The sequence below is a fragment of the Rhodococcus sp. NCIMB 12038 genome, assembly GCF_002165735.1.
In the GTDB taxonomy this organism is placed as follows: Bacteria; Actinomycetota; Actinomycetes; order Mycobacteriales; family Mycobacteriaceae; genus Rhodococcus_F.
The window spans coordinates 18,247-30,586 of record NZ_NHML01000055.1 but is presented as its reverse complement, the minus strand read 5'-3'; the positions used below and the strand labels follow the sequence as shown (position 1 = coordinate 30,586).

The following is a 12,340-nucleotide window of genomic DNA, read 5'->3' as shown; positions in this document are numbered from 1 at the left end:
GCCGTTCCGTGCTCCTCCCGCACCAAGATGGACTTGTCCACCAGGGCGGTCACTAGGTCGAGTAGTTCCTCCGATGTCAGCCCCTCACCGCACACCTGCTCCGCCGCGTCGAGGTCGATGCTCTCGACAAAAACCGACAGTCGGGACCAAACAAGTTGTTCGGCGGCGTTGCACAGGTCGTAACTCCAGTCGATGCACAGCCGTAGCGTCTGTTGCCGTGATGGCGCACTCCGGCTACCTCGTGTGAGTAGGGCGAACCGGTCCGACAACCGCTGGAGAATTTGCTCGGGTGATAACACGCGCAGTCGAGCCGCCGCCAATTCGATGGGCAGGGGCAGCCCATCGAGTCGGTGACAGATCCGGGCCACTGCGGTGTAGTTGTCTTCGTTCAGGGTGAAGGTCGGCACCATGGTGGCGGCGCGCTCTACAAAGAGCGCCACCGCATCGAAACGGGACAAGCCGCGGATCGCAGGTGGGTCCGGGGCAGGAACCGTAAGCGGAGGTACTCGCAGTACCGCCTCACCTCCGACACCGAGCGCCTCACGGCTGGTGGCCAGGATTCGTATGCGAGGGCATGCCCGGAGCAGGGTCGCGGACAACTCAGCAACTGCGCCGACAGCTTGCTCGCAGTTGTCCAGCAACAACAACACCTCGCGGCTGGACAGGAACTCCACCAGGACGTCTTCGGTACGTCTCGCGGTCTGATCCCGCAGGCCGAATATTGCGGCGACCTTCTCAATTACCAGTGAGTGATCGACAGTTTCATCGAGCTCGACGAGCCAGGCACCGTCCGCGAAGCCCCGCTGTGCGCTCGCAGCGACCTTCAACGCTAACCGGGTCTTCCCCACTCCCCCGATTCCGGTCAACGTCACCAACCGAGAGGATCCCAGGAGGTTCTTGGCTTCAGACAGCTCACTGCGGCGCCCGATGAAACTGGTGAGCTCCAGCGGCGAATCTCCCCGGATTCTGCTGGCCGTCCTCGGCCGATTTTCAGGTGGCGTCGGTGTTCGGCCTGGTGGTTTGGTGTCTGCTGGGTCACGAAGTGCCATCTCGCTCGCGGGATATCCGTGTCGCTGCTCGGCGTCGCGCAATTCTCTGCCGAGCGCGGCGGCGCTTGCCTGCCGGTCCTCGGGTGCGCGCGCCATCGCGCGTTCGATGGCGCCAGCGACGTCATCTGGCAGATCCTGCTCCCGCAAACCCGGCGCGGGTTCGGTGGCTAGCCGCAGAAACTGAGCCAGAACCTGCTCACCGCTGCGGCGTTCGAAGACGGCGTGACCGGTATACGCGCAAAACAGAGTGGCTCCAAGACCATAAATGTCGGCGGCGGGGCTTGGTGCTTGTCCCTTGAGGACCTCGGGGGCAATGAATGCGGGTGAGCCTGTGATGACACCGGTCGCCGATTCGAACGCGCCTGCTATGCGCGCAATGCCGAAGTCCGTTAACGCAGGCTCTCCATAGTCGGTGCGCAGGATGTTTGCGGGCTTGACGTCTCGGTGCACGATCCCCAGCCGATGCGCGGTCTCGAGCGCACCGGCCAGTCTCACCCCGAGCCGAAGCACCTCCTCCAGCGGTAACGGCCCGTGACGGCGGATCCGGTCGTCGAGTGAACCCCGCTCGTGGTAGGGCATGACAATGAATGGTCGACCACCTTCGGTAACCCCGACCTGAAGGGCAGACACGATGTTGGGGTGCCCGGTCAATTGGCCCATCACCTGCTCTTCACGCAGAAACCGTTTCCAGTTCGGGTCGCCGACATCGGCGGTGAGAACCTTCACCGCTACGGGGCGGTGGAGCACGGTCTGCACGCATCGGTACACAACTCCGAAACCACCACGACCGATCTCGGACGCATCGTCGAACCCTGCGGACCTTAGGTCCGATGCGATATCCGCTCCAGCCCTCTGCGTCCTGAGCGGGTCGTCTTCATCCATCACTTTGTCAACTTCACAGCACGCGATTCATGCATAGGAGTGAGCATGAACGTCACTGACTCCAGGCTATGCCTCACCGCTACGTCAAAGCTTCGTTATGGCGAACGGATCGGCACCGGGGTGGGGTCGCTACTTCCCTGCCTCGCCCAATTGTCCCGTTCAGTCTCTTGCCTGCGCGTATGCCTGCGCAACTCGGCTGAGCGAGCCGGCGGGTCGAACGTCGATAGTCGGGCCGCTGTGCCATCGACCCCCTTCTTGCTGCCGCGGCGGGGTGTGGCTACGGAAAACTGGTCCTGCACGGAATCAGACAACCGGGCGTCGGCGACCGATGTTGCCGTCTCCGGGCACCCTGCCATCTGCAAGGCTTCGACTGGGCGATCGCGGCCAGGTTCGATGCGTACGCGCCTTGGGCGGTCAACGACGCGATTCCGCACGCTCGGTGCCTACAGATTCCGCCCGATGGTGGCTGAGCTGGACCTTGGGCAGCATCTTGGCCCACTCTAGGTGGACTGCCGGACCCACGGCAGTCGGCATATTAGTCAGGCGCAACATGCGCCGACACGCCGCACTCCGATGGCCGTATCGCGGGCTCTCAGCCCCCTCGCAGACCTCCCACCGACGCACGCTCCCCGTCCCGGCGCTCCGCAAACGCCGTCTTCCGTCCTCACGGCCCTCCCATCCGTCACCTTCACAGTCACAGGTCTGCTCCGACCAGTCGAGTCCGATCCAGCAGCGCGCATCGCGGAGATGGATCAGACTGCCGACGACCGGGTTGCCTCCGTGAGCACGTCGTCCTAGACCCACCATCAAGTGGTGCAATCACTATGAGGTCTTCGACCCTCGCTACGTGCCACCGACCGATCGTCCGTGAGAAGCCTTCCTACGACTGCACCCAGACACATCCCAGCCAGTCGGTAGTAGGTGAAGTCGGGTTCGGCGCGCCCCGGCGGTGGGTCGCACGAGTAGTCCGGGCGGTCGCACGAGTAGTCCGGGCGCGCTATCGGCATCCTCTCCGACGCCAATCCCGCCACAGCGGCCATCGGGCTGCCGACGGTGTCGAGTAGAGCCAGTATGGAGCGGATATGCCGCCATACGAACGCCGCCGACATCGCTGAGCGACGAGCGACAAGTGCTTTTGCGATCAGATACCGAGTACCGTTCGGTGGGCGCCCGCCTAAACCTACTGGTCGGCCCGGCCCGAATTCGTGCCCGCAGCCGGCTTCCGAAAACACCGAGCCGTCCTCGATGAATTTGAGGGCACCGCCCACGTCGTGGACTCGCCCTCTGCTGCCAAGGGCAGCACGCTGGCGCACCTCATCGGGGTATTTCCGTGCGACTACGTGAAACATTCTTGCGGGCTTTGGGTGTCTCCATCAGAGCCGGAGGCTCTTCACGGTACTCAGAGAACTCGAGGCAGAGATGACACCGTCCCATGATGCCCAGGCCCCGGTGGCCGGCTCGGCACTTACCATTATTGACATGGCCGAACCACCCACTGACACATTGCCGGCTGATGACCCCACGGGATTCGTCATCGAACGAGCGTCCGGCGAAAAAGTTGCGAGCCAAATTGCGCGAGCAATCGTCCGCGACATTGTGCAGCGGGGCCTCAGCGAGGGGGCCTCACTTCCTCCCGAGCCCGCGATGCTGGAGCAGTACCGCGTCGGCCGCCCCACCTTGCGAGAGGCACTGCGGATCCTCGAGGTCAATGGCTTGATCACAATCAAGCCTGGGCGTAGCGGTGGCCCGAAGGTCAGGCGTAGCGACACCAGCAACCTAGCCAGCCAGTTGTCGCTGCATTTCATGTCTCGGCGAGTGACCTACGCGGACGTATCCTCGGCCCGCCGGGCAATTGAACCAACACTGGCACGACTGGCCGCCCTCAACGCCACCGAGGCCGAACGCCAGCAGCTTGCTGAGCTAATCCACCGAACGGACCAGCCGAGGCCGAGAGGAAGCGACCTTCTAGCCGAAAGTCTAGCGTTCCACCGCCTGGTTGCAGTCATCAGCCACGAACCCGTGCTTGGCCCACTCAGCGTCTCACTTCAATTCATCCTTAATCCAAGGCGGTCTGAGCAGGAACACTCCCGGACATGGAAGCGGTTGATGAGCGAACATATACCACTGGGAGAAGCGATCATTCGTGGTGATGCTGAACAGGCCGAGCAGCTGATGGCTGAGCACATGAGTCACTACCCACCGGTCAAAGCACACGAGGAGATCCTCGACTGGCAGTAAGATTCAGTCGACGACGCCCAGCGCGCACCCGTTCGCGCTGGGCGCAATCTTCTGCGACCATGCCGCCCTGGTCACGGGGATCGGAGCAGCCCTGTCCGTCCCCCATGCCTAGTTCGATTACGCTTAAGCAACCCGTTCTGCGCCATGTTGATACGTCGCATCTGGCGAGCCGGTCCCTTTCGAAGTCCGAGCTCCGACACCTCGATTTAGCTCTCAGACGGAGGGCGCGGACAAGACCATACTCACCGCGCCTCCGAGCAGCTGTTTGACTCCTGCGCCCGGCACGCCGGACCGAAATGCAGTTGCCTATCAGCGCGTCCGGCACGGATTCGGCTGTCGATGCCGGCGTTGCGCCTTGGCATAACCCACGGCGATGTAGGCGAAGGTGCCGAGCACCTTCGCCCCTGATGAGGAAGGGCCCATGCCCACAGGCACTTCGTTGGGGAACCGCGCCTGATCACTGCACGTCTACAGCGCTGTAGCACATCGATCGCCGCTGCAGTGGGGGCTTGCCGATGCCAGACGCCTCGAAATAAGACATCCGGACCTCGGTCGTCCGCTGGCTCGGCGGGTGGCAGCCACGAATTCGTTCTCGCACAGACTATCTCGACGCCGAAAACCCCGTCCGCGGTCGCGTATTGCTGCCGCGCGACAGCGGGGGTTAGAGCAAAGCGCCGATTTCTCTGCCGACTTCTTCAGGGGTCACCATCGGCTCGAATCGACGGATGACTCCACCATCGCGGTCGACCAGGAACTTCGTGAAGTTCCATTTAACTTCGTCGGTGCCGATCGACTCCGGTCGAGTCTTGCTCACGTGCTCGTAAAGAAATCCTCCATCCGGAGCGAAGTCTCCCGGAGCCTGCGAGCGAAGATGTTCGTACAGGGGGTCGGCGTTGTCGCCATTGACATCGATCTTGGCATAGACCGGGAACTTCACATCAAAGATCGTGCGGCAGAAATCCTGAATAGCAGCGTCGGTACCGGGCTCCTGGCCTCCGAACTGATTGCACGGGAACCCGACGATCTGAAGGCCGCGGCCAGAATACTCTCGGTTCAAGATCTCGAGCCCCTCGTACTGGGGGGTCAAACCGCACTTGCTCGCGACATTGACTATCAGCAGCAGCTTGCCGCGGTACGCGCTCAGATTCTCGATGGTGCCTTCAGCAGTCCGGACAGAATAGTCGTGGACGTTCACGTTATCTCCAATGATTCGTGTTGTTCCGAGCCAAGCCGTCAGGTTCGACGTCCAAAGTCGAACGAAAGCAGTCTTCTCGAGACTCCCAACCACCCGGCCCCGGCCCCTCTCGGAGCCGGGTGGTTGATCGATCCAGTGTGCGGTCAGAGTTGGACTTGTTCCGTTCCGTGGCCGATGCGGGCGATGGTCTTGTGGTCGGGGCCGATCTCGGCGTAATCGGCGGTGAGAAACGTCGAGCGGCTGCCGTCGGCGGCGGAGGTTAGAACCCAGCGCAGCTCGGCGAACACATACCAGTCTTCGACGTGCCGCTGGACGACGTCGATACGTTCGATCCTGTACGCGGCGAAGAACTTACGGAGGTAGTCCGCAGCCGCGGCACTGCCGTCGAGTTCGACCATCGAGCCGGGTGTGTCGCTGAGGTAGTCCCGGATGCCGACCTGCGCGTCGGTGGCCGTCGTAGCGAGCATCGCGTCGACGTCACCGGCCCGAGCGGCGTCGAGGTACGCGTCGTGGTCGTTCAGCAATTCCAGACGCAGTTCGCCGACAGACTGGCCCTCCCGCCGGTCGCCGCCGGTGGTTGCGCGAAGCCAGAACAGTTCTCCCGTGATGCCAGTGGTGCCCATAGTCGGGAAGAGGACAAGTGACTCGACGTCGGACCGTTGTCCATCGGTCTTCGATTCCACCTGGGCCCACCCCGCGTGGAAGTTGTACCAGGTCGAGAGGAACTGCGTCGTCGAGGTCCACTTGCGCAGGCCGACCGCGTCGTGGAGATCGACGTACGACTCGCGGATCCCGTCCCGGCTCTGAACGAGACGCTGCCGAATCTGTCCGTCCTCGAGGGTCTCCGCCATCAGGGTGTAGGCGTACGGACCCTCCTCCGCCAAGGTTCCGATGATGTTGTCGATGTCCTCGGTGATCTCGATGGCGATGTGATGATCGGACTGCTGTTGCGCGAAAAGCATCTGCTCAGCTACGCGGAGCTGATCGGCGGCTGCGGCCAAACGGTCACCACGGACAACAGTGCTGGTCATAGGAAACTACTTTCTCTCTTCAGTCGAGCTTGCGCCCGACCGGCATCGGAAGGCCGGCACCATGGCTTGGGTGAACTGGATCACCGGCACCAAGCACTCTCGTCGCAAGCGGGCTGATTGTCAAGCATCGACGCTGCATCGGATTGTCGAAACATACTCCTGCACAGCATTATTCCCGACTTCAACGATCCGGCTCAAGCTGAATTGGCGCTAGGCGTAGTAATTGCCCGGCATTCACGAGGCGTGAACTCCTGCGCCATCAGTCGGTTATCATGGCAGGTATCGGATTTCACGCATCCGATAGCACTGCAGAAGCCCATGCAGGGGGGTACCATCATGTGCGGCGTTGCTCGCGCTGACCGCCGAATTCTTTGCCTCACGACGCAGCCGGTAGCCGCCCACTACACGATGAGCAGCGGATTGACGGGACTGCCGCTGCCTCCCGAGATCATCAGTGGCGCGATGACGAGCATTCCGGTTGTCACCTCCGCACTGATCGCCTCTTGCAGGTTGAGGCCCTCTACAAAGGTAATACCGTGTCGGACAAGCAGTTTTCGATGAAGTTCGATGAAGGGACTCTGCTGGGACATAACTTCGACGGCGAGGTTGTCGGCACCAACGGCCGCGACGTCACGGTCGATCAGCAAGTCGCCTCCACATGGCCCGAGTCCAGGTTGCACGGCGAGGTCCACGTTCGCCCCCTTCGCAGTTTCTTCGAAGAAGTAGCGCATCCAGCCGGTGTGCAGGAGCACGATGTCCCCAACTCCGATTGACGATCCCTGCCGCTTCTCTGCTTGAACAATCATCTCCGCAGTGACGGGGGTTCCCGGTTCGAGGTAGCGCAAGCCTTGGGTGCCGGGAATGTCGAGGAGCACTGCACGGCCGACTATTCCGCCGATCTTGTCGATACCGCAACGAGATGCGCCGCCTGCAACTGTGAACGATTCGCTCGCGAACCCGTTGTAGATCTTGCCGTCGTCAAAGACGTGGGCGAGCGCGTCGATGTGGGTGCCATTGTGCATCGGGCTGATCAACAAGTCGGCGTTCGCCCCCGCACCAGCAGGAGCACCCGACTCGGCCCACTGGTCTGCGTCTTGGGCGTTGTAGAGGGTGAGGCGCTGTGTGGCACCTCGGCGCTCGAAGAACGGCACCCCGTCCCGTCGAACAGGCAATCCGAGCGGGAAGACCCGACCGTGACTGATCGAACCGATCGAGGCGAGGATCCGCTCCGGGGTCAGTAGGTTGAGGGCTCCACGTTCATCTTCCTCGCCCCAACGCCCCCAGGCCGTTGAGCCTGTGCCCTCCGGGCCCATTCTTTTCCTCCTCGATCGGTCGAATAGCGCACCAATATGCCTCACAGCTACCGGCGTCTGCAGTACAAAATACTTCCTGGGCGGGCTATAAATAGAGGCCTATTTGAGAGCTTGATTGACCTCTAGTCGACGCCGGACGCAAGATCACATAGACCGTATCCCGTGGCCGTTTGTCAGAATCGCCAGTTGCGTGTGCCTCAGGAAGGCACGCACAGCGGCAGCGCCACAACACCAGGATTGCCGAATTGCGCCGTCACACTGTAGTGCCCAGCTGCGTGATTCAGCGTCGACATCGAAGTAGAGGAGAGTTCCATGTCATCGAGCACGCTCGAGAGCGGTACAGCACGCGAGGCGTCCGCGCCGCCACTCCGTGGGTCGTTTGCCGAAAAGGCACACCAGCTCGCACCGACCATCGAGAGTGTCGCGGACGAGATCGAAGGCACGGGGAAGATCGCGCCAGAGGTCGTCGATGCGCTCCGCAGCGACGGGTTGTTTTGGGCGGCACTTCCGCCGAGCGAGGGTGGAACCGGAAATATCCTTGATTTTGTCGAGGTCACCGAGGCGATCTCCTTCGCGGACGCGTCCACCGGGTGGATCACGATGGCATCGTCGGTCGCGGCCTACCTGATGACTGGCTACATGCCGGCAGAGGGTCCGAGGGAGATGTTCGGAGGCCCGACGAAGGGCATCCCGATTGGCCATGCGTTCCCCGGCGGCAAGGGAGTTCGCGTGGAGGGAGGCTTCCGCGTGACCGGTCAGTGGCCGTTCGCGAGTGGGTGTTCCCACGCCGATTGGTTCGGTGTCGGATTCGCCGTAGTCGACGATGCCGGCGACCCTGTGTTGGACGCGAACGGCAAGAAGATCACCAGATTCGGTGCTGCAGATCGTGGCGCCGTCACCATTCTTCCCAATTGGGATGTCACTGGGCTGAAGGGTACCGGCAGCCATGACATGCGTGTGGAGGAGGCGTTCATTCCCGACCGTCGCGTCATGGATGCGTACTCGATCGATCCGGTTCGTAGCGAGGGCATCTTCCTCATCGGCAAGGACGCGTTCGCTGTCGCCGGCCACGCGGCGGTCGCACTTGGAGTCATGCGGAGGGCGCTCCGAGAAGTTGCTGTCATTACCCGTGGGAAGCCGCGGCGGGGATATCCCGTGCCGGTCGACGAGTACCCCGTGTTCCAGTTCGAGTTCGCCAAGGCGGACGCGGCGTACCAAAGCGCTCGCGCCTATCTCGTCACGACCTGCGCTGAGGCACAGCGACAAGCAACAGAGGAACTGCACCTCACCGACGAGATCCGGGTTCGGATGCAGCACTCTGCCACGCACGCTCACCATGCACTAGAGCAGGTCATCTCATTTGCGCGCATCTGGGCCGCGAGCCAGGCGTTCCGAAACCCGAGCGCTCTGGGTAGGGCGGTCCGCGATGCAAACGTGGTAACCCAGCATCTCCTCATCGACAACATCACCGCTGTCGATGCTGGAAAGTCCTTGGTCCGTATGTGGCAGGACCTGTGAGCGTCCCAAGAACGTGGAGGTATGACAGATGAGTGAGACGGATTCGGATTTCGAACGAACCGTGGATATTCTCGTGGTCGGCTCGGGGGCTGGTGGATTCACTGCCGCTCTCGCGGCGAAGGCTCGCGGACTGGAGCCGCTCCTTGTCGAGAAGGCGGACCAGTTCGGGGGTACAAGCGCGCTATCCGGAGGTGGAGTGTGGATTCCTGGCGCACCTGCGCAGGTCAGAGCAGGGCACACGATCGAACCCGAGGACGTCGTCACCTACCTGCGCACCCTCACCGATGGCGAGGTGAGTGAGGCGCGGATCCGCGCGTTCGTCGACAACGCACCCCGGATGATGGAATTCCTCGAAAAAATCAGCTCCCGTATGCAGTTCATGTGGAAGGCGGGCTACCCGGACTACTTTCCCGAACTCCCTGGCGGCTCGTCGGACGGAAGCGTCATCAACGTCCGACAGATCGATCTCCGTGAGCTCGGCGCCGATGAAAAGTCCCTACTACCCTCGCTCGCGGGACCTCCGAAGGGAATGTGGATTGCCCCCGAGGAGCTCCGCCACTTCTATCGTCTGCGTCAGTCGTGGAAGGGCAAAGGGGTGTTCCTCAAGTTGATCGGACGCACACTTCGTGCCCGATTGCTGGGGGAACGGAAGGTCGCCATCGGACAGGCCCTCATGGCCCGCTTCATGCTTGCCTTCCGTGAGCGGAACCTCGAGATGTGGCTTTCCTCCCCCTTACAGTCGCTCATTACCGACCAAGACGGCTCAGTCATCGGTGCGGTCGTCCGACACGAGGGTGCCGACCGTCGAGTCCGAACCCGAGGTGGTGTCATCCTGGCGTCCGGTGGATTCGACCACAGCCCGGAGTTGCGCGCGAAGTTCCACCCTTTCCTCGAATCTCCCCGCAGCTACGGCACCACGTCCAACACGGGAGATGGCATCCTCGCTGGCCAGCAAGTGGGGGCAGACGTCGGATTGATGGACAGCGCGTGGTGGTACCCCAACGTCCATCGCGCGGGTGGCTCGATTCACGCGCTCAACGAGCGGATGATGCCTGCCCAGTTCATCGTGAACTCAGTCGGCAAGCGCTACATCAATGAGGCGACACCCTACTCCGAGTTCGGGCGAGCGATGATGGCCAGCGATGAGTCCGGGGCAGACCGCATGGAATCGTGGCTCATCACCGACCACCGCTCCTGGAATCGGTATGTCATCTTCGGTCACCTCCCACTGCCCAAGATCCCCTTCGCCCCTGCACCGACCGGCCGGCGGATGCCTGCAAGTTGGCTGGATTCGGACGCTGTCGAGACCGCTGGCAGCATCGAAGATCTTGCGGTCAAGATCGGGGTGCCCCGAAGTAGACTGCGACAGACGTTCGACCGTTTCAACGAGTTGGCAAGGCAGGGCGTGGACGAGGACTTCCACCGGGGCGAGAGCATCTACGACAACTACAACGGTGATATCAGGTTGCCGAACCCCAACCTCGCACCGCTCGACGAAGACGGCCCCTTCTACGCCTTCAAACTTTCGCTGGCGGATTTTGGCACGAACGGTGGCTTAGTGACTGACGAACGGGCCCGAGCACTCCGTGCTGACGGCACTCCGATTCGAGGGTTGTACGCGACCGGAAACACGACTGCCTCGGTGATGGGATACAGCTATGCGGGGGCGGGGGCGACCCTGAGCCCAACGATGACCTTTGGGTTTGTCGCCGCCAACGACATTGCGAACGAAGTCACCATAGCTGCCTGCAGTGCCTCGGAGAGCGTCGCTACCTCGGAGTAATGTCGCAGATGGCAAAACGACGTCCACGCTGGATGCCGGTGCTCGAACGTTGAAAATTTCGCTCGACAGCCTGGGCTCGTAGCGATGGTAGGAATACGACCACAAACCGTCGCATGCGTGCTCTCAGGATTGACACGACGAATCGCCGTCCTACCGTGTCAACACGGTAGGACGGCGCCGCTCTGTGGACTTGACGCCGCGCATGTCCACCGCTGCGCCTGATTCGCGGTCCGCGCTGTGGTCTGTCCACCCATGTGGGCTTGCGCTTCCTGTGCACTCACCTTTGTGCTGTTGGCCGGCACTTCTGTTGGCTCCGCGACGCCGTCGTTTTCTTCGCACAGTGGACGACCTACGTCCGGAGCCCGCGCTCTGGTGCGTCTGCGAAGAACCCCAGTGTGTGGGTCAAGTCTCTCTCGAGCTCACGGCTTGCTCTCTCGACGTCCCTGTCCAGAATGGCTTCGGCAACCAGTGTGTGTCGGTCGTGCAGATCGACGAGGTCTCGCCGCCTCTCGACATCGGTGATTCCTTTGAAGTACGACTCGGCAACCAGTGACACCAGCACGTGAGCATAGAGTTCGAGAGTCGGATTGCCGGCAAGCGACGCGAGCACCGTGTGAAATCCCCGGTAGTGGTGTGAGGTGGGTGGCGGACCCGGATGAGTCAGGTCGAGGCACTCGTCAGTCAGGGCGGCACGAAGTGTACGTTCGTTCTCGTTATTCATTCGATCGATAATCAACGGAAGCAGCGAGAGCTCAATTACGATCCGCGCCTCGAGTTGTTGTTCCGGACGCACCCGACGGAATGTCAAGTACCGTGTCGCCGCCTGGACGATTCCACCGTCATTTGGTGCGCTCACTCGGAGACCGCCGCCGCGACCCCGCCGCATCTCGACCACGCCTTGCTGTTCGAGAATCCGGACTGCCTCACGAAACACTCCACGGCTCACAACAAATCGGTTCATCAACTCCGTCTCAGTCCCGAGGGACATGCCGACGGGCCACCCCTCCGAGACAATCCACCGGGCAATCTTGTCCGCTGTGGAGGTACCCACCTTGTCGCCTACCACGTCGAATGATTGATTGGGCAACGCCTGCTCCTTATTAGGTTTCTATTTGACAGCCCGCGATCGCGATACGGTCGATTAACACAGCGCATGAACACCATCGAATCGGATAATCGCAGGAAGAAATAGGGACCTATTTTTCTTGGATAGAATCACGCCGCCGGAGCCGAGTTCGAGAGAAATTGGACGTAGTCACCGACGACCGCGGGGCCCTGGTAAGGAGCACCATCGAAGGTGTACGTGGTTCGAAGACCGAAGCAACATCACT

The 12,340-nt window shown here is 61.8% G+C and carries 8 protein-coding genes; 3 read left to right on the top strand and 5 right to left on the bottom strand.

Going from position 1 to position 12,340, the window contains the following annotated elements; all coding sequences use genetic code 11:
- Positions 1-1,931: protein kinase (locus tag CA951_RS40640; RefSeq protein WP_179220506.1), on the bottom strand; the 1,931-nt coding region annotated here is incomplete at its 3' end.
- 1,479 nt (positions 1,932-3,410) lie between these two features.
- Here CA951_RS40640 and CA951_RS40635 point away from each other — a divergent pair.
- Positions 3,411-4,169 carry a FadR/GntR family transcriptional regulator gene (locus CA951_RS40635; protein WP_179220505.1) on the top strand — a complete coding sequence of 253 codons (759 nt, stop codon included), beginning with the start codon at positions 3,411-3,413 and terminating at the stop codon, positions 4,167-4,169.
- A gap of 661 nt (positions 4,170-4,830) precedes the next feature.
- On the opposite strand, the gene CA951_RS40630 is transcribed toward CA951_RS40635, so the two are convergent.
- The 3 genes from CA951_RS40630 to CA951_RS40620 form a co-directional block, all read right to left on the bottom strand.
- On the bottom strand, positions 4,831-5,364 hold the full coding sequence (locus tag CA951_RS40630) for a glutathione peroxidase (RefSeq protein ID WP_087562241.1): 534 nt from the start codon (positions 5,362-5,364) through the stop codon (positions 4,831-4,833).
- Between the two features lie 143 nt (positions 5,365-5,507).
- Positions 5,508-6,395, bottom strand: coding sequence for a nuclear transport factor 2 family protein (locus tag CA951_RS40625; RefSeq protein WP_087562240.1), 888 nt, complete (start codon positions 6,393-6,395; stop codon positions 5,508-5,510).
- A gap of 401 nt (positions 6,396-6,796) precedes the next feature.
- Complete coding sequence (locus tag CA951_RS40620) at positions 6,797-7,708, bottom strand: cyclase family protein (protein WP_087562239.1); 912 nt, start codon at positions 7,706-7,708, stop codon at positions 6,797-6,799.
- 312 nt (positions 7,709-8,020) lie between these two features.
- Here CA951_RS40620 and CA951_RS40615 point away from each other — a divergent pair, with 312 nt between their 5' ends.
- Both CA951_RS40615 and CA951_RS40610 read left to right on the top strand, forming a co-directional pair.
- Positions 8,021-9,226, top strand: a complete 1,206-nt coding sequence (locus CA951_RS40615) for an acyl-CoA dehydrogenase family protein (protein ID WP_087562238.1) — start codon at positions 8,021-8,023, stop codon at positions 9,224-9,226.
- 28 nt (positions 9,227-9,254) lie between these two features.
- Positions 9,255-11,009, top strand: coding sequence for an FAD-dependent oxidoreductase (locus CA951_RS40610; protein ID WP_087562237.1), 1,755 nt, complete (start codon positions 9,255-9,257; stop codon positions 11,007-11,009).
- A 349-nt stretch (positions 11,010-11,358) separates the two neighbouring features.
- Here the strand turns inward: CA951_RS40610 and CA951_RS40605 are convergent, their stop codons facing one another.
- Positions 11,359-12,096: a FadR/GntR family transcriptional regulator gene (locus CA951_RS40605; protein ID WP_256974290.1), complete on the bottom strand. Its 738-nt coding sequence runs from the start codon at positions 12,094-12,096 to the stop codon at positions 11,359-11,361.
- Positions 12,097-12,340: the final 244 nt, after the last annotated feature.

What these genes read in the sequence shown, in the direction of transcription:
- CA951_RS40635 (WP_179220505.1), top strand. Translation starts at nt 3,411, where the DNA reads ATGGCCGAACCACCCACTGACACATTGCCGGCTGATGACCCCACGGGA.
- CA951_RS40625 (WP_087562240.1), bottom strand. Translation starts at nt 6,395, where the DNA reads ATGACCAGCACTGTTGTCCGTGGTGACCGTTTGGCCGCAGCCGCCGAT.
- CA951_RS40620 (WP_087562239.1), bottom strand. Translation starts at nt 7,708, where the DNA reads ATGGGCCCGGAGGGCACAGGCTCAACGGCCTGGGGGCGTTGGGGCGAG.
- CA951_RS40615 (WP_087562238.1), top strand. Translation starts at nt 8,021, where the DNA reads ATGTCATCGAGCACGCTCGAGAGCGGTACAGCACGCGAGGCGTCCGCG.
- CA951_RS40610 (WP_087562237.1), top strand. Translation starts at nt 9,255, where the DNA reads ATGAGTGAGACGGATTCGGATTTCGAACGAACCGTGGATATTCTCGTG.